We start from the raw sequence: 17,251 nt of genomic DNA, 5'->3' as shown, positions 1-17,251 counted from the left end.
CTCGGTTCCTCAATGGTCCACGGTTCACAATCGCTGAAGTCGATACATTCTCTTGATGTGCTTTTGAATGACCGCAAGATCGGTCCTTCCAATTCGAGGATGACTATCGCGCAGCGGGTGGGTCTCCGATTCTAAGCCTCTCATTTCGCTCGCCAACTGGAGGACTTCGCTAACCGTGCTAATTTCTCCGTCTATCTCCATACCCTGTAGAGACGGCGGGCTCCCTCCCCGCCTCGACGGACGGCCTGTCGCGTGGGCTAAAGCCCGAGCGTTTCGCCCGTCCGCAGCCGGGTGAAGTGTGTCACCGGCGGGCGCGTTGCTGCTGCAAACTCCTCAAGCGCGTCCTCGACGTCGTCGACCGCGGCCGCAGTCCGCTCCATCTGGTGCAGGAGCCGGACCACGAGCATGGCCGTCTTGGCATCGCGGAACAGTTGGCCCCGTGCATCGATGCGGTGTTAAAATCTGAGATCTGCATGAGTGTTGTTGCTCGTCACTGCGCGGTTGTTGGTGGGGCGATCTTCAGCAGGCGACGCTTGGCTGCCTTCGCGCGCGCTCGCCCGTTTCGGATGCGGCAGCACAGCGCAATGCTCACAGCCATGCCATGATTATCGTCGAGCATAGCCGTCGCTTGCTTCAGCGACTGGTCAGCTCGCTTTGCGTGCTGCCGGGCAGCCGCCATTTCGAGAACTACAAGTTCGACCGTCATCCCGTTTCCTCCGGGGGTTGGTCCCTTCAAAAAAACCAATCGGCGCCAGGGCCTTTTGTTCCTGCGACGGTCGGGCGCAGCCGGGTCACAGCAGCCCCACATCGGCCGGCCGACTTGCGTATTCGTCAATGGCGGTTTCCAGGGTGAACTGTACCAGGTCGTCGCCGGCCTCCTGGTCACCTCCGCAGATCAGCAAGGATGCGCCCGGCGGTCCGCTGCGTAAGTTTGCCCGACCGCCCTCTCATTTCTTGCCGTTCGGCCTTGCAAGAGCACTGGTTTCGGGTTGTCGACGAACGCGAAGGCACTGTCCACGAATTCAGCATTGCAGAGGAGCCGCCAAAGGATTCTGCCAAATGAGGAACTGCTTCGGCGCAAAGCCCGGCTCGCAGATCGCGGGTGACACAGGATTATGCGAGCCGGGCCTAGGCCGCCGACACTTATTCCGGGGGGAAGTGGTTTCAAACTCGGCGGTAAGTAAGAGTTGTTCGATAATCCCTCGTGCTGCAATGAGGACTGAGGTCCCATTGCGCTACCTGCTATGGTCTATCGGCATGTGAAAGGGCCCGCCTGCCATGTGCACTAGACTAGACGGGCTCTTTATCGAGTGTGAAGTCTTAGATTGCGGAAGGCACCCACCCGACGCGACGCGCTCTGAAAGGAAGCAGCCCAGCGCGCCGGCTGATCAATCAACCTCACCCATAGCCCGATGTTCCATTACCGATCACTTGACTGAGCCGGTTGCAACGCGAGGAGCCATGGTATGGCGATGAGCAGCATCAGGCCCTGCGATACGGTTGCGATCACCGAGACAATCCGCAAGCGCGTGACAGAGGACAGGGTCAGGGTGCTGATCCCTTCCTATCATCAGCCGCATTCGATCGTGGACACGTCGCCGAACATCAGCAGCGGGCAGTAGATCGCGCTAACCGGGGAAGTCCTGCGCATGGATGATGACACTGTAACGGTCGGTGGCAAGGATCTGGGGATTACGATCAAGCGCGGTGCTGTGCGGCTTGTCACGAGCCATGTGGCGTGGTGGAGATCGCCTTTCCCGTCAGGGTCTCTGCGGCGCTGAGGGCATCAGGTGCCTCTGCAGATGTCCTGGCAACGATGCGTTCGCCATAGAACTCTTCAATTTGAAAACACGCCATCGGAAACCTCCTGAATCCAATGGCAACGCTCCCCGAAAGAGAAGGTTCAAGGTCCAACTAAGATCAGCGGAACCTAATATGCGCCTCCCGCTTGTGGAAAAATGAGCACACGCGGCGCCAATTTCCTCGAGCGTTGGATGGCAGAGCATTTGCCCGAAGTGGTGACAGACGACCCTGCCGCGATAAGCGATCTGACCGACCAAGCGATGGAAGCTGCGGACCGAGAGGGAATCGAGGTCAGCGAGATTTACGAGGAAGTCGGCAGCGTGTTCGAGGTTATCGCCCAGGCGATGCGGCACCGCGATGGCAGTTTGCCCGAGACCGATCTCAGAGAATTCGACCTCCTGGCCGGCCAACTGTCGCGAGAAGCGAATTTCACGGAAGCACAGGCTCGTGATCTGATTGAGCGCTTCGGTACGGATTGGGAAAAGCTCCTCAATCAAGCTCATTTCCTGAAAGAGGTTGATGGTCGGCTGAGGCAGGAATAATTCCCTCACCGGTGCAGCGACCGTTTCAGCACGAGGATCGAAATATCCGTTCTCAGAAAGCACGCTCGGCAGCAAGCTTGCGGCTGGCACACACGGCGCAGCTTCAAAAAACGTGGTTCAATGTAGTCTCTTTCCGATAAGATACTTTACAGAAACTTTTGAAATGACCCGAGCGAGGTCCTGTGAACGACGCTGTGGAGGATGTGCGAAACGCCTGGAGCCGAGAGCGGCCCGACGTTGATAATTGGCCGGTGGGAGTAGTCGGGCGCACACAGCGGCTTGCCCGCGTGCTCGAGGACGAACTTCAGAGTTTTTTCCGGCAGTATGGTTTAGATACGAGCGAAGTGGACGTCCTGTTCACTCTGCGTCGGTCGGGTGCGCCCTATGGATTGACGCCGACGCAGCTTGTCAAAGCCTTGATGGTCACATCCGGTGCCATCACCAAACGCATCAACCGGCTCGAAACAAGGAAGCTTGTCGAACGATTTCCAGACACGCTCGACCGTCGCATTGTGCAGGTTCGCTTGACAAAACAAGGCCTCGCGACGGTCGAGCTTATCTTCGCCCCGCATATTGCCAATGAGGTGCGTCTGCTCGAGGGCCTTGATCGAGACAAGCTCGACCAACTCGCCGATCTGCTCCGAACACTCCTGCAGTCTCTCGGCGATACTCCCCGTCGCTGACTTGCTTCAATCGAAAACCGTTCCCACTCGAGCTGTGCGGGCAAGGCAAAATCTCACTATTTCCGCAGGACGGGCTCGCCGGTGCGCGGATTGGTCAAAGTAACGTTTTCGAAGGCTTTGATAAGCCATGATCCTTCATGGCGGGTCAGCACCGCCTGGATCAAAGTATCCACGGAATGCGAACCTGCTGGATGCGCGGCCCCGACCGTGAGACGACTCCAGAAGTGCACAACGGCCGCTCCATCACTGATGGAGATCACATCGATCACCTCGTTTTCCAGTGTAGAGTCGCTGTAGACCGTATTGTGGATCGGCGCGTGAAGCGCGATGATTTCATCAACGCCGCGCACACGGTGCCCGAACCGGTTTACGAACGTAGCGTCCTCATGAAATAGCGCTCCGAGCGCAGTCATGTCATGCCCATTCCACGCCTCCTGGAAATTGTCAGCGGCTGCCTCGGCTCGTTTCATTTCGATCATGATGGTTCTCGCCTCGTTTTGATGGTGCGGGGACCTGGTGATATCGCTCATCAACGGACAACGCCGGAGATCGCAAAGGACAGAGGTTCACCTGGTATATCTTCCTGGTAAGATACCATAGAGAAATTTTCAGGTAGGCTCAAGCGGGGCCCGGGCGAAGGACGGCGCGTGCGAAACGGTTGAACCAAGGAAGGGCTGAGCCGGCGCAGGAACGCGCCGCACATTCAGACAAAGAACCGACGGCTTGCGCCCGCCTAACAACGGCGAAGAACTCCTTGTTGCGCGGACGCGACATAATGCGCTTGGCCTTGGACTGCGCAAGAGGCGTCCCTTTCTTTGGCGGAAGTTCCACGGGCTTGCTTGATCCGGGATTTTGTCCGGAGCTCCAAAACCTCTGCGACTTCAGCCGCTTTGAATTCTCCACCGTTGGCGTGCCTGTAAGCTCGGGACATCGCCCCCTACACGCAGGCCGTATTGCCGGAGTGTTTGTTTCGTCAAAAGCTTGGAGCAAAATTGGCGTCGCGGACTGGTCGTTCGCACTGCTCAAGGACTACTTGGAAAGGCTGCTCCCCATTCCTCACTCAAACAAGAAGCGAGGTTGTCATGAACAAAAACCCGTTACCCAAGACCATCACTGAACTCCGGCATCAAATTGAAACCAAGGCACTGACGATCGAGGATATCCGGCGAGACATCAAAACGCGGCTTGATGCGAACAAGGAGCTCAACGCCTTCATTGCGGTGATGCTGGAAGACACCAGTAAGGGAAAAACCGCCCTTCCTCTTGCCGGAGTACCGGTCGGCCTCAAAGACTTTTTCGACACCGCGGGGGTGCGCACGACTGCGGGCTCGGAAAAGTTCGCCAATCGCGTTCCAGCTGAGGATGCTGATGTGGTGCGCCGGCTGCGATCGGCTGGGGCGCTGATCGTGGGCAAGACGAATATGCACACCCTCGGGATGGGGACAACATCCCTGGAAAGCTATTTTGGTCCGGTTCGCAATCCGTGGATGAAAGACCGCGTCGCGGGAGGCTCGTCCGGGGGCTCTGCAGCGGCGGTCGCGAGGGGGATATGCTTTGCCACCATCGACACCGATGCTGTCGGCTCTGCCAGGCTCCCGGCGGCCTGCTGTGCGGTAACGGCCTTCAAGCCCAGCTACGGTCGCATCTCCTCGGCTGGAATTCTTCGCGGGGAGCCAGTCGACCCCGCAATCGTTGCCTTGAACCACACTTCGATTACGGCGCGTGTGGTCGAGGATGTTGCTGTCGTATTCGGTATCTTGGCCGAGGGCGTCCTTGCCGAGCCCAAAGACAAGCTGCGGCTCGGAGTGGTGGGCAACTATTCTGCTTCCGGTGCAATGAGGCGCAAGTTCGAAACTGGTCTGTCCTCCATCAAGAGCATCGTTGATTCGAGTGTGGAGGTGACAGTGCCGTTCTCGGAGGCGCGGTTTGATCGCGCAGGAATCGAGTCGGCACGCTATGCTATCAACGAGCGGCTGTTCTCAGACGTGGACATAATCGTGTTGCCGACGCTCGTGGATCCCGTTCCGCCAGTTGAGCAAGCGCGTCGCGACGGTGATCAAGCCGTCTCACCTGCAAACACCTTTTTTGCCAACTATTTTGGACTACCTGCCATCAGCATCCCACTCGAATTTGACGATCAGCTTGGGCCGGTGGCCCTGCAAATCGTCGGTCCGGCCGGTGCCGACCTGAGCGTTCTGAACTTCGGAAAGCGTGTCCAGGAGCAACAGCAACCGAGCCTCATTCGGCCGTGAGGCGATAGGTCCGGTGGCGTCCCATTTCACGATCCTGACCAAAATCTGTGAAGCCTGTCGCCGCTCAAGCGCTTCGCCTTCGAGCTGCGTGACATCGTGCGGCGCCAACCGCTCGTGAAAGCGGATGGAGATCAGTAAGCGCTGGCTCGGTTCTAAGGTTTACCGTCGGATGACCGACCGCAACAATCGGCTGTTCGCCATCGTCGCCGTCATCGCCGTGATGACGATCTGGGACGCACCTACTTTGTTACAAAGCGTACAGCGGAAGAGTTTCCGCCTCTATCGAGACTATGGATTTCACTGATTTTTCGTGGGCCAAAATCAGAAATCTTCCCATACCGTCCCGCACGACCTCGCAGCTGATTTAAATCGCTGGCGACGATCGCTGTCCTCTCAGAGCTGACATTCTGCCTAGGGCGCGTATTCATAAATCGTCGGTGATGTCCGCTTCGCCCCGACACCGACCGCCTCTGTGCAACCGCAGCAAATGTCGCGATGGTGCGAAAGGCGACATTCCGAGCGGATGAGCGACAGCGTTTATCGGTCGGCGACGGTGCTGCTCCTCCGCGAGCAACCCCAGGCAGTTCTCGACGATGATGAGGGCGTGGTCGACGATGAGTTCAAAGTCGATCGCACCGAGCCTGAGCAGGTTGGCCCTCACCCCCTGCTGGACCATTCCGGTCATCGCGAACAGCATCGACAGCAGGATAACACAGGCGGTGACGATCGCCGCTCGGATATTCCCGAGAATGAGAAACAGGACGGCGACGAGACCCGAGGATGCTTGATCTCGGTTACGCAGAGGCGGCGGCTTCCGGTCTCGCCGAGATCAATCCGAACCGCGCGCAAAGCTTCGGGATGCTGTCGAAGTCCATATCCAACTGATACTTCTTAAGGAGGGGGACGGCCTGCGAGCGATCCGGCCAAATGGCGGCGAGTTCGCGAAAATAGTTCTCGAAACCGGCGGGCGAGATGAGCTCGATGATTTCGCAAGGCGTTTCGCCCGCGTTCCAGAATGTGTGCCACTGGCCGCGCGGTTTGAACACCCAGGTGCCGGGCGTGGCCGTGATCACATCGTCGCCGAGCAACGCCCCGAGCGTTCCCTTCAACACGAAGGAATATTCGTCTTCGCAGTGATGGCGATGGAGGGGCGCGGCAAGCGCCCGCGGCGCCAGCGGATGATGGACCACGGCGAAGCGGCCTCCGGCCTCGTCGCCCTCGATCTTCCAGTGAATTCCGAGACCGCCAAGGGAGACTCTGTCGCCGCCGTCTTCAGGGAGACGACGCGACGCGCTATCCACGGATGCTGCGTTGAGCATTTGATCCTCCGCGCTTATTTGAGTATACGCGTACGTTCACTCAATAGCGAGCATTCCGGCTGGAGTCAATATCGGTGATCACGTGCGTTCACTGAAAAAACAGAAACAAAAGCGCGAGTACCGGCTACACCGACGGGCCGAGAAGCGCGACGAGACCCATCTTGCCTTGGCGCGGGCGGCGTTCGAGCTGCATAGCAGCGTCGGCCCTTCGCAAACCACAGTCAGCGCGATTGCCAAGAAAGCGGGCGTTCAGCGCCTGACAGTCTATCGGCACTTTCCGGACGACGCTGCGATCTTTGCCGCCTGCACCGCCTATTCCTTCGCTGAGGATCCTCCGCCCGACCCGGAGACTTGGCGCGCCGTCGCCGATCCGGAGCGCCGGCTCCGGGAAGCCCTTCGCGGCCTCTACGGCTACTACCGGCGCAAGCGGCGGCTTCTGGCAAACCTCTACCGCGATCGGGAGATGCCGGTGGTGGCGGCTGCCCTGGCCCGCCGTCAGGAGCTGATCGTCAGGAGCATCAAAATCCTCTCGGAGGCATGGTCCCCGGCAGCATCGAACGGCGCTCGGTATCTCCAAGCGGCGATTGGTCTCGTCATCGATTTCGCGACCTGGCAATCGCTGGCGGAAACCCTAAGCGACAAGGAAGCAATCGAGATGGCGTTGGTCCTCGTCAAAGCGTCAGCGGCCGTTCCGACGTGGGCTGGCGAGCACGAGACCGACGCGACCGATTGCTAACGGGACGCGTGTACGGCGCTATCTAATTTTTACCAGCGTTGGTAGCCCTCGCGAAGCTGGCCCGAATTTTCCCGCACACGGTGGCGACCGGGCCAACATCACAACGCCGAAGTCGGCTCGGGATCATTTTCGATGGCTTCATCCGGATTGTCGGCAGGTTGATGTCCGTTTGTGCCCTTAAGCGCCGAACCGGGGTCGGGCCAGAAAAGTTGCGATTGGCCAGGCGCCTGTGATTCAAAATCCTTCTCCTTTTTTGCTTTCGCAAAGCCGCGGTCCGTTGCGATGAACTGTTTAAGCATCGGCGCGATCAAGCGCGATGGATCGGCAGATGGCCGCCCGGTCTCGCGCCCGAGGATCTCTGCGTATTTCACCAAATCGCGATGCAGGGGCGCCGGCAGTTCCACCGTCACCTTCACTGGCTTGTCGTCGGTGATCGTTGCGAGTTTCAACTTGGCCAATGTCAATCTCCGTATGCTTCGAGGGCAAGGTCGCGGGTGACGAGGACGCGAACGGGAAACCCAGGCCGGATCGTGAGCGTCGGAGCGACAGCGAGTTGCCGCTGAACGACCTGTTGGCCTACCTGGCTGACGCTATCGGAAGCGCCGCTTCGCAGAGCCCGCACGATGTCGCTATCTTGATCGGAAGAACCGGCCTGCGCGCCAACGCTCAGAACGGTCGACAACGCCGCGGCCTTGAACAGCTCGCCCCAGTGATAGTCGACGGCATCCTCCAGGCCGGCATAGCCCTGAGCGTCCGCGCCAGGCTGCCGCTCCAGCACGATGGAGCGTCCGTCGGGAAAGATCAGCCTATTCCAGACAAGCAGCACGCGGCGCTGCCCGGAACCAATTCCGCTATCGTACTGCCCAATAATACGAGTGCCCTGCGGGATGAGCAGCGAGCGGCCGGTAGGACTGTCATAGACGTTTTCGGTCACCTGAGCGCTGATCTGCCCGGGAAGGTCCGACCGGATACCCGTAATAAGTGCGGCCGGGATCACGGCACCGGCTTGAAGCACATAGGGTGACGCGGGAGGCGTGAAGTGGTCTGGGGCTACGGTCCGCCGGTCCGCGGCGGCGGTCAGGAAGGAAAGCTGGCGATCCTGCGCATTTGGCGCAGCGTTCTGACTGGCACGATCGCTAGCAGCAGGGGCGGACGCTTCGGCGGTCCTGGGATCTCCTTGCGCTGTCTGGAAGAAGACGCGCGAGGTTCTGGCGGCTTCCTCTTCGGCTCGCCGGCGCTGCTCGGTCTCGTCAATCGCCGGGCTTGCGATTGAGGGGGGCACGACGGCCTGCCCCTTGTTCTGAGCATCGAGGATCGGCCTGCCGAGATCGCCAGGCAGCGGCGGCCCAAGGATCGGGCCGGCATAGTCGCGCGGCAGTCTTGTCAGTCCGTCGGCCGGTGGCCGATTGGAGGTAGGGTAGAGCTCCTCGCCCTGCTTGAATGTATTGGCGTCCTGCAAAGCGTAAATCAGCGCGCCGCCGACACCGAGGGCGGCGGCGAATCCGATGCCTGCGAGCATCTTGCGCGACAGACGCGTCACACGCGGCGGGTCGGCGCGAAGCCGCATGGATTCGACGGCCATATTCTTCTCGTTCATGGCCGCAGCGCTCCCCTTTGCGTTGCGTTCGACAGCTTCGACGCGGCGCTGTCGCTTAGGCCCCGCCACAACCCATCGGTTCTTCCTCCGTCGGTGCGAGCGATCCTTACCGTCTGCTGCCGCTTGCGGGCGCCAAGACGCAGTTCGGCCGCGCCGAAAAGGCGGTCGACGATCAGGACGTTTTGATAGACGCGGCTGTTGGTGATTTCAGCGTCGCCATCCGGACCGATTACGAAAATCGGCGGCATCTCGCCTTGCACGATGCCCCGCGGAAACTGGACATAGACCCTGCGCCCATCGTCGTAGGCGTTCACCGGCTTCCAGGGCGGGCTGTCGCCGGTAATGCCGTAGCGATAGTTTCGCGCCGAAACCTCCGGTATGAGCGGCGTTGTGGCGATCGTCCGCAGGAGGCCCGCTTTCGGAGCCGGATAGGACCAGGCAACGGCAGGCATGTAGGGTTTCGCGCCTGAGCGTAGCTCAAGCATATAGCTGCGCCGGTCCGTGGCAATGATAAGGTTCGTTGTGATGTCTGCCCGCGCGGGTTTCACCAGCACGTGGACGCGTCGGGCAGTGCCGGACCCGCTTTCGGTGTCGCCGATGATCCAGCGCGCGGTATCACCAGCCGCGATCGGACCGTCTCCGGTCAGGCTCTCGCCCGGCTCAAGCGCGATGTCCGTTATCTGGCCAGGTGAGGCGTAGACCTGATAGAGCGCTCCTTCGCTCCATGGGTAGATCTGAATCGCGTTGTAGTAGCCGTCACGGCGCGGTTCCACGCGCGCCGCGGCGTTTGCGTTCTCGACACGGGCGGCCGGCGTTTGCCCGATGGCGCCGCCCCGTGTGGGCGCCCAGCCGGGTGGCACGCGAAGAGGTTTCGGCCTTTGGTCGGTCGAGGCGGCCGGAGCCGGCGGCAAGGGCGGAACATAGGTATCGTAGCTGATCTTCGGCGGCTTCTTCGCAGGCGTGGCGCAACCCGCAAGCAGCGCCGTCCCCGAGGCCAGCATGGCCGACAGCAGATATCTCGAGAAGGTCGCGCCGGCAACAAGAGGCGATGTCGGGCTCATTGGCTCATCTCCCGCGACCAGTTGATGGCGTTGACGTAAATGCCTAACGGATTGGCGCGAAGCCGTTCGGCGTCGCTTGGTATCTGCGTCACGATCGTCAGGATCGCGGTCCAGCGCTCGGTGTCTGAAAGCTGACCGTTTTCGTAGTGGTGCTCGATCCAGGCGACACGAAAGGATCCCGGCGAGGCTCTGATGACCGAAGAAATGTCCACCGCGACCTGCTGCTTGCCGACCTTGGCGAAAGGATCCGCTGCGCGGGCATAGTCGTTGAGCGCCGCCGCACCCTGGTCGGTGGTCCAATCATAGGCGCGCAGCCAGTCCTGGCGCAGGATGATCGGGTCAGCGGGGATGGAGCGTACCTGCTCGATAAAGCGGGCGAGATGCCACGCGATCTGCGGATCGGTCGGCTTATAGTCGGCGGTTGCGGGCTCGATCGCTTGAGGCTGGCCCAGCTTATCGACCATGACGGCGCGATAGAACCAGTCGGGCAGAACCAGTTCGACACCTAGCGGACGGCCGTCTCGACCCGAGCGCTCCTGCCATTCGTTGATCCACGAGAAGCGATGGCGACGGCCTTCGGCGGGTTGGCGGATGGAGGTGACGACGCTCGTCGACTGCAGGCGATCCAGCGCCGCCTTGAGGCGCAGGTAGTCTCGCTTGGAGACGCCGCGGCCGATGAAGGTAAGCATCTCGTATGGCGTCGCAGCCATCAGGCGGGATGTGCGCAGCCCGGCATCCCGCGCGCTGACGATCTGGCTCGCGGCCCAGATCAAGATATCGGCATCCCAGATCGTCGCCATGCCGTGATCGGGCATAGCTTCGACACGGATCGCCACATCGCCGGCGTGAAAGTCGATCGGCGCGACGCGCCTGGATTTGGCGAGGGAGAAGAAGGGATAGGCCATGAGGTCCTGCGCATCGCGTGGCGCGACGACGCCCGGCAGCGCCTGAAACAGGTCGAGCTGTTCGCGCTCCAATGGTGGACGTGGTCTGGCAGACAAGGGGGAAATCAGCGGGCTCAGCGCCTTTCGCGCCCCGCATAGGGGATCAGGCGGGCGACCTGAGGCTTGGCGGGCAGCACCGAGCCGTGCGGATCGGATGTCGAGGTCTTCGCGCCGCGCTGAACCCAGACCTGGAGGTCGTCGACGGCGTAGACGACGCGGCCGCCGAGTTTGCGATAGGCAGGCCCGGTGCCGTAGGTGCGATGTTTCTCAAGCGTGCGCGCCGAGAGACTGAGGAAATGCGCGGCTTCAGAAGTGCGCAGGTAGCGCGGCGGCAGTGGCGCGGCGTCGGCGTTCATGAGGTTTCTCCTTCCGGCCGTTGCGGTTGAACGGCGATCGATGGCCAGGATGGAGGAGCAAGGGGGCGGTGATCAGGTGCGCAATTGAGGGGCGCTATTTCGCACCACTAAGAGGCCGTCGGGAGTGGCGCAGGCGCGTGCATCGATGGGCGGTAGCCGCGCTCGAGCATTTCGCGCCATCTCGTATCAAGCAGCGCATCCTGTAACAGGAACCCGGTCGGATAGACCGGCGGCGCGGAAGGCTTTCGCGCCATCAGAAGACGCCCCGCCCGGTACCGGGCGAGGCGTCTGCCGATTCACTCGCCGTTGCGGCGGTTGGGGCGGGACCAGATGAGGCTATGGCCCTCGCCTTCCTCGTCGGCGAAGAGGTTGGCGTAGATCGGAGCGGTGAAGCTCGGGTCGTCGAGCTTAAGCCCGAGATAGTCACGGCCCTCGTTGGAGCGCTTGGACCAGGCGACGCCGATTTCGGCCTTGCCGACCACCACGCGGTGGCTTGGAGCGTTCTCGCCGCTCGCCCGGGTATCGGGGACGATGCGCACGCCTTTGGCCTGGACGCTAAGGGTGATGATCTCGCCGGTGAACTCGTTCTCATTGGTCTTCTTGAAGGTGCCGATGGTAGCCATTTTCAGTCTCCGTTCTCGTTTCCGAGCCCGCACCATGCGGCCTCGATGGCGATCGTGAGGCCGAAGGCGACCGCTGCCGCATCGCTTGCGACCGTAGCAAAGCGCAGGATGGCGCAGGCGCGCGTTTCTCGGTTGCGCGAGGAATGGGCTTCGCCCAGGGGAAGAAACTCGCGACGCGCCATTGCGGTATAGGCGGTCGAGGCTCAGCCGTCCTTCGGCCAGATCAGCCCGTTCGAGAGGCCGTTGGTGTGCTCCGTTAAATGTAAAACGGAGGCGCTGGCGGCGTCGGTGGCTCAGAAAGAACCGGATTAGTTGGCCAATATCTCTGAGCTACAATGGCTTGTCTACATCAAGGCCTTCGCCTGCCCGCTGACAAGCCCCCATGACGACGACCATGAATGTTTATTTGGGGCCGAATGCGGACCGACTGCTTTAGGGATGAAATTGCAATTTGCATGCAAACCGAGCGGCAGGTCCAACTAACATTAGCGGTCTCCTAATAAAAAGCCCGATGCTCGCATTCGAGCTGGAGAATTGCGCCGCTATCATGAAGTTAACGTTCCCGGAAAGCCCGCTGAAACGAATCCGACAGCGGTTTGGCAAGATAGTCCAGGAATGTTCGCTCGCCCGTTGAGATAAATGTCTCCACCGGCATTCCTGGGTAGATCTGATCTGGTTTGATCTGTGGCGGCAATTGGTCGACCATTCGAAGGCGTACCGTGTAGTACGACAGTCCCGTGTTGGGCGTCACTAACCGATCCGCGGAAACGTAAAACACTTTTCCAGGCACTTTTGGTGTGGTTCTCGTATTCATGGCCGTGAACATCATATTTGCGTCTTGCCCCACCCGGATCGCGTCGATGTTTTCCGGCTTTATTTTGGCCTCGACGATCAATTCGTTCGTCGTGGGCAAAAGCTCCATCACTGCCTCGCCAGCCCGAATGACACTGCCTTCCGAGTTATAGAGGGATCGAACGATGATGCCGTCGACCGGCGCCCGGATGGTAGTGCGATCGAGCACCGATCGAGCGGCATTTATTTGTTCCTCAAGATCAGCTACATCCGCGCGAACCTTGTTAAGTTCCCCGTCGGCGTCCTCAACGCGACTGGTCGTCAGTCGCTCGATTTGCTCTTGAGCTTCTCCAATCTGAGTTTCAGAGCTCGCAATCTGCGCTTCCAGCGATCCAGTCTGACCCGCCAGTTCAGCACTGCTGCGCAGCAGATCCGTATACTCGGAACGATTTGTCAGGCCCTTCTCCAACAGCTTTTTCTTACGATCCGTCTCTTCGTTGACGATCGTAAGTTGATTCTCCATTCCCTTCTCCTGAGCCCTTAGTCCTCCAATAGACTCCTGAAGAGCTGTAACGCGTTGTTTCAAAATTTCCGCTTCGGCGGTGTAACGGGCGAGCCGAGCTAGGAATTCCTTGCTCTGCTCCCGGAGGACGTCACTGAACTCCGAAGCATCTGAATACCCGCCTAGATCCTTGGGAAATACGATTTCCTTTAACCCATCGCGCTCTGCCTCGAGCCGCGCGATTTCAGCCTTCCGCGCAACCCATTGTTTAAGGACACGGTTTAGTTGTGCCTGAGCAAGTATCGGATCAAGCACAATAAGGGCCTGGCCTCTTGAAACCCTATCCCCCTCCCGCACTCTGATGCTGCGGACTATCCCTCCTTCGAGATGCTGGATCATAACGTTTTGACCTGCGGCCACAATTACGCCAGGCGCAATCGTTGCCCCCGCAATCGGCGCCGTGGCTGCCCAAACCCCGCATCCAACTAGAAACGCAATCACGACCCCGAAGGCAGCCAGGACGATCCGGTTTGTGCCCGTATCGACGCTGTCCTGCCAACGATACGCCTGTGCCACAAGCTGCCCGGATTCGCTTCGAGCCGTCATTGGTGCCTATCCTTGTCAATATGAGGAAGGTGCGGCGGAACGGATTGAGACACTTCCGATGGAAGCACCTGGCTCTGTCTCTGGGCCAGCCCGTCGAGCACTTCCTTGCTGGGGCCAAAGATCTCGACTTGGCCATTACACAGCATGAGAATGCGATCGCATTTGGCGGCAAGAGACGGCCGGTGAGTTATCACGATCACCGTTCTCTTCTGCGCTTGGGCTTGCATAATAGCCCGCTCGAGTGCTGCCTCGCCGAGCGCATCAAGATTTGCATTTGGCTCATCAAGAACCAGGATTTTTGGTTCGCCATAGAAGGCGCGCGCGAGACCAATGCGTTGGCGTTCGCCGCCAGAGAGGCGAACGCCGGTAGGACCGATCAAAGTAGAGTATCCGTGCTTTTGACCGAGGATGAGATCATGAACCTGCGCGCGCAACGCCGCTTCAACTATGCTTGCATCCGACGCATCCGGGGTAAAACGAGCAATGTTCTGGCCGATGGTGCCTGGGAAGAGTTCCACGTCCTGGGGGAGATAGCCGATGTGCCGGCCGAGGTCCTCCGGGTCCCAATTCCGAATTTCACCACCATCGATCCGGATCGCCCCCGACCGAGGCTCGATGGCACCGACGATCAGACGCGCCAAAGTTGACTTGCCAGCTTGGGAGGGCCCAACGATGGCAACCGTTTCCCCCGCTGCCACTTCAAAGCTCACCCGCTTAATTAGGGGTAGCAAGCCGTCGGTCGAGCCGGGAACCTGATAAATGACTTGATCGACGGTCAACGCCCCTCTTGGGGTCGGCAGCGCCACGTCATGCCAATTCCCCGGGCCGCGTGCCGCGACCGAAAGCCTATTCCATGCCGTGTTGGCTTCGACAATTTGCCGCCAACTTCCAATTATCTGGTCAAGAGGTTGCAAAGCCCGAGCCGCTATCATCGAAGAAGCGAATATCATGCCCGCAGTGATTTCGTTGTGGAGAACCAAGTAAGCTCCGGCCCCTAGTATCGCGATTTGCAGGCCGGTTCGCGTGGCTCTGGAGAGACCTCCATAGAAGGCATTGACGCGGGCAACTCGATCAGAGGCGTGCAGGAAGCCCGAAAAGCGGACGCCCCAGAACTCAATCGCGTTAGATACCATGCCCAGCGCGCGAACCGTCTCGAAATTTCGCGAAAAGGCCTGGGCCGAATTCATCGCCGCAGCAAGGTTTTCTGCGGCTCCTCTGCTTGAGGTTGAAGTCACCGCTTGGTTCAACACTGCAATGGCAACCATGAAACCCGCTCCGACGGCGGTCGCGAGGAACAGTAACGGGTGAATGAAATACAGCAGCCCAATGAAGAGTAGGCCAAACGGTAGATCAAACAGATAGAAGAGTGTTCGCGAGGCGACAAACCCCCGCACCGTGGCTAGGTCACGCAGCGCTTGGACATCCCCAAGTCCAGCCCGCGGTCCATTCATGGCAGCAAGAAAGGATGTCGGGCCAAAATTCACGTCAAGCCGCGCCGCGAGGCGACTTGCGTATATTCCCCTAAGCACTTCTAGGATACCAAAAAGGAAGACACAGAGTGTCGCAATTAAACTCAAATATAACAGTGTGTTAATATTTGACGATGGTATTACCCTATCGTAGATCTGTATCATGTAGAGTGGAGTAATCAAAATCAAGACGTTCATGGCGGCGGAGAACAGCCCCATCTCAATCACGCTTTTGGAGATCGTCTTCAATTCGTTGTGGAGTTTACCCAAATTGATTTCCCCCTAGCTGTGTGGAAAGGTCGGGCTGAACCGCCCCCAGGCCTCCTTCTAGATTGTCGCTTTTCGATCTCTCGCCAATTTCCCAAGTGGCTTTACAGGGCGGCAGCCATCGTTCGTTGGGTATACGAGTGAGATGGTAGCGGCCTCCTCCAACTTTGCCACGATCGTGCCTTCACGAAATTGGAGTTGGCGCACGTTCTCCTCTCGACTCTTTATTGCATTAGTGCTTTCTTATTTAGCTCCAGGTGGGACATCGTTGCAATGCGCTCCGCATGTCATATCTTGCGTATTCTGCTTAAGGCAGTTGCGTTTGCCCCGGCGCCCGTCCTTTCGGCATACGATGGTCGGCACGCTGGCAGAAATTCGGGGCAAAAATTCCCACAGGGAAATACTGAGCGGCGTAACACTCTGAGATCCTGAGCGGCTCTTAGTCAGGTCTCTGCGTTTTCGGCTGCCGGCTCAAAACAAGAATCGGGGAGGACGTCATGCCATCAAGAACGCTCACAACAGCCAATGATAGCGTCACTTTCAGCGGCTCAAGTGCGAACACCGTGTTTGGGACGATCGGCGCGGGCGCGACGCTAAACAGCGGCGATCGGCTGACCGGCGGCAGCGGCGTCGACACTCTCAGCATCTCCGGATCGGGATCGTTCGACCTCAACAGCCTGGCTACCTTCACTGGTTTCGAGAATGTCACTTTAACCGGCACGGGTGAGAACCTGACCCTGAAGAATGGTCAAAATCTGATTGTCAGCGCAGGCAGCGGCAACACGGTGGCGCTTGGGACCGGCAATGACACGGTGACTTTCACCGGCGGCTCCAACACGGTGAACGCGACGATCGGAGCCGGCGCGACCCTGAACAATGGCGATGCCCTGACGGGTGGCAGCGGGGCGGACACACTCAACATCGCCGGATCGGGATCGTTTAACCTCAACAGCCTTGCGACCTTCACCGGTTTCGAGAATGTCACTCTCACCGGCACAGGTGAAAGCCTCACGCTCAAGAACGGTCAGAATCTCACCGTCAACGGCGGCAGCGGGAACGCCGTAACCCTCGGGACCGGCAATGACACGGTGGCTTTTACAGCCGGCTCCAACACAGTCAACGCGACGATCGGCGCGGGCGCGACGCTGAACGCGGGCGATCGCCTCAACGGCGGCAGCGGCACCGACACGATGGTCCTCTCCGGATCGGGATCGCTTAACCTCAACACGCTTGCGACCTTCACCGGTTTCGAGAACGTCACGCTCTCGGGAACCGGTGAAAACCTGACCCTGAAAAATGGTCAGAACCTCACCGTAAACGGCGGCAGCGGCAACGCGGTAACACTTGGGACCGGCAATGACACGGTGACCTTCACCGCCGGCTCCAATACTGTCAACGCGACGATCGGCGCGGGCGCGACGCTGAACGCGGGCGATCGCCTCACCGGCGGCAACGGCACCGACACGCTGGTCCTCTCCGGATCGGGATCCTTCGATCTCAATACCCTCGTGACCCTCGGCGGCGTCGAGAACGTCACGCTCTCGGGAACCGGTGAAGGCCTGACCCTAAAAAATGGTCTGAACCTCACCGTCAACGGCGGCAGCGGCAACGTGGTAACACTCGGGACCGGCAATGACACGGTGACCTTCACCGCCGGCTCCAATACTGTCAACGCGACGATCGGCGCGGGCGCGACGCT

General features: G+C 59.7%; 20 protein-coding genes and 2 pseudogenes. 7 read left to right on the top strand and 15 right to left on the bottom strand.

Annotated elements, in window-relative coordinates; all coding sequences use genetic code 11:
* Positions 1–257: 257 nt before the first annotated feature.
* A complete protein-coding gene (locus LB565_RS27745) occupies positions 258–407 on the bottom strand; it encodes a hypothetical protein (protein ID WP_224589276.1) in 150 nt (49 codons plus the stop codon).
* An 83-nt stretch (positions 408–490) separates the two neighbouring features.
* A complete protein-coding gene (locus LB565_RS27740; RefSeq protein ID WP_224589275.1) occupies positions 491–706 on the bottom strand; it encodes a hypothetical protein in 216 nt (71 codons plus the stop codon).
* 760 nt (positions 707–1,466) lie between these two features.
* On the opposite strand from LB565_RS27740, the gene LB565_RS27735 reads away from it, so the two are divergent.
* Positions 1,467–1,622 (top strand): hypothetical protein, encoded by a 156-nt coding sequence (locus tag LB565_RS27735; RefSeq protein ID WP_224589274.1) that lies wholly within the window; start codon positions 1,467–1,469, stop codon positions 1,620–1,622.
* Between the two features lie 100 nt (positions 1,623–1,722).
* Here LB565_RS27735 and LB565_RS29920 read toward each other — a convergent pair whose 3' ends face one another.
* Positions 1,723–1,857, bottom strand: coding sequence for a hypothetical protein (locus LB565_RS29920; protein WP_263488676.1), 135 nt, complete (start codon positions 1,855–1,857; stop codon positions 1,723–1,725).
* A 101-nt stretch (positions 1,858–1,958) separates the two neighbouring features.
* Between LB565_RS29920 and LB565_RS27730 the strand changes: the two genes are divergently transcribed.
* Entirely contained in the window at positions 1,959–2,345 is a 387-nt protein-coding gene (locus LB565_RS27730) for a hypothetical protein (RefSeq protein ID WP_224589273.1), read from the top strand.
* A 182-nt stretch (positions 2,346–2,527) separates the two neighbouring features.
* On the top strand, positions 2,528–3,028 hold the full coding sequence (locus LB565_RS27725; RefSeq protein ID WP_224589272.1) for a MarR family winged helix-turn-helix transcriptional regulator: 501 nt from the start codon (positions 2,528–2,530) through the stop codon (positions 3,026–3,028).
* A gap of 56 nt (positions 3,029–3,084) precedes the next feature.
* Here the strand turns inward: LB565_RS27725 and LB565_RS27720 are convergent, their stop codons facing one another.
* On the bottom strand, positions 3,085–3,507 hold the full coding sequence (locus LB565_RS27720; RefSeq protein ID WP_224589271.1) for an SgcJ/EcaC family oxidoreductase: 423 nt from the start codon (positions 3,505–3,507) through the stop codon (positions 3,085–3,087).
* Between the two features lie 603 nt (positions 3,508–4,110).
* Here LB565_RS27720 and LB565_RS27715 point away from each other — a divergent pair.
* Positions 4,111–5,280, top strand: coding sequence for an amidase (locus tag LB565_RS27715; protein WP_224589270.1), 1,170 nt, complete (start codon positions 4,111–4,113; stop codon positions 5,278–5,280).
* A 124-nt stretch (positions 5,281–5,404) separates the two neighbouring features.
* Complete coding sequence (locus tag LB565_RS27705) at positions 5,405–5,584, top strand: hypothetical protein (protein ID WP_224589269.1); 180 nt, start codon at positions 5,405–5,407, stop codon at positions 5,582–5,584.
* Between the two features lie 243 nt (positions 5,585–5,827).
* On the opposite strand, the pseudogene LB565_RS27700 reads toward LB565_RS27705, so the two are convergent.
* A pseudogene (locus LB565_RS27700) lies at positions 5,828–6,052 on the bottom strand (efflux RND transporter permease subunit); the annotation flags it as partial.
* Positions 6,053–6,074: 22 nt separating this feature from the next.
* Positions 6,075–6,599, bottom strand: a complete 525-nt coding sequence (locus tag LB565_RS27695; protein ID WP_224589268.1) for a cupin domain-containing protein — start codon at positions 6,597–6,599, stop codon at positions 6,075–6,077.
* A gap of 82 nt (positions 6,600–6,681) precedes the next feature.
* On the opposite strand from LB565_RS27695, the gene LB565_RS27690 reads away from it, so the two are divergent.
* A complete protein-coding gene (locus tag LB565_RS27690; protein ID WP_224589267.1) occupies positions 6,682–7,335 on the top strand; it encodes a TetR/AcrR family transcriptional regulator in 654 nt (217 codons plus the stop codon).
* A gap of 245 nt (positions 7,336–7,580) precedes the next feature.
* On the opposite strand, the pseudogene LB565_RS27685 reads toward LB565_RS27690, so the two are convergent.
* The 9 genes and pseudogenes from LB565_RS27685 to LB565_RS27645 all read right to left on the bottom strand — a co-directional run.
* Positions 7,581–7,793: pseudogene (locus LB565_RS27685) on the bottom strand (DUF2274 domain-containing protein); the annotation flags it as partial.
* 2 nt (positions 7,794–7,795) lie between these two features.
* Positions 7,796–8,932: a TrbI/VirB10 family protein gene (locus LB565_RS27680; protein WP_224589266.1), complete on the bottom strand. Its 1,137-nt coding sequence runs from the start codon at positions 8,930–8,932 to the stop codon at positions 7,796–7,798.
* Complete coding sequence (gene trbG, locus LB565_RS27675) at positions 8,929–9,993, bottom strand: P-type conjugative transfer protein TrbG (RefSeq protein ID WP_224589265.1); 1,065 nt, start codon at positions 9,991–9,993, stop codon at positions 8,929–8,931. Before trbG ends, LB565_RS27680 begins: the two co-directional genes overlap by 4 nt.
* Positions 9,990–10,994 carry a conjugal transfer protein TrbF gene (gene trbF, locus LB565_RS27670; protein ID WP_224589264.1) on the bottom strand — a complete coding sequence of 335 codons (1,005 nt, stop codon included), beginning with the start codon at positions 10,992–10,994 and terminating at the stop codon, positions 9,990–9,992. Before trbF ends, trbG begins: the two co-directional genes overlap by 4 nt.
* Positions 10,995–11,011: 17 nt before the next feature.
* The gene (locus LB565_RS27665) at positions 11,012–11,293 is read right to left on the bottom strand and encodes a helix-turn-helix transcriptional regulator (protein ID WP_224589263.1); all 282 of its coding nucleotides are present in this window, start codon (positions 11,291–11,293) and stop codon (positions 11,012–11,014) included.
* A 296-nt stretch (positions 11,294–11,589) separates the two neighbouring features.
* Complete coding sequence (locus tag LB565_RS27660; RefSeq protein WP_224589262.1) at positions 11,590–11,916, bottom strand: DUF736 domain-containing protein; 327 nt, start codon at positions 11,914–11,916, stop codon at positions 11,590–11,592.
* A 2-nt stretch (positions 11,917–11,918) separates the two neighbouring features.
* Complete coding sequence (locus tag LB565_RS27655) at positions 11,919–12,098, bottom strand: hypothetical protein (RefSeq protein WP_224589261.1); 180 nt, start codon at positions 12,096–12,098, stop codon at positions 11,919–11,921.
* Between the two features lie 371 nt (positions 12,099–12,469).
* Positions 12,470–13,816: an HlyD family type I secretion periplasmic adaptor subunit gene (locus LB565_RS27650; RefSeq protein WP_224589260.1), complete on the bottom strand. Its 1,347-nt coding sequence runs from the start codon at positions 13,814–13,816 to the stop codon at positions 12,470–12,472.
* A complete protein-coding gene (locus LB565_RS27645) occupies positions 13,813–15,555 on the bottom strand; it encodes a type I secretion system permease/ATPase (RefSeq protein WP_224589259.1) in 1,743 nt (580 codons plus the stop codon). The genes LB565_RS27650 and LB565_RS27645 overlap by 4 nt, the downstream gene beginning before the upstream one ends.
* Positions 15,556–16,049: 494 nt before the next feature.
* On the opposite strand from LB565_RS27645, the gene LB565_RS27640 reads away from it, so the two are divergent.
* Positions 16,050–17,251, top strand: a 1,202-nt coding sequence (locus tag LB565_RS27640; RefSeq protein ID WP_224589258.1) for a beta strand repeat-containing protein, incomplete at its 3' end; no start/stop codon positions are given.

The sequence above is a fragment of the Mesorhizobium sp. CA14 genome, assembly GCF_020165195.1.
Lineage (GTDB): Bacteria > Pseudomonadota > Alphaproteobacteria > Rhizobiales > Rhizobiaceae > Mesorhizobium.
Note: the sequence above shows the minus strand (reverse complement) of the source record. Positions and strands in the feature narration are given on the sequence as shown.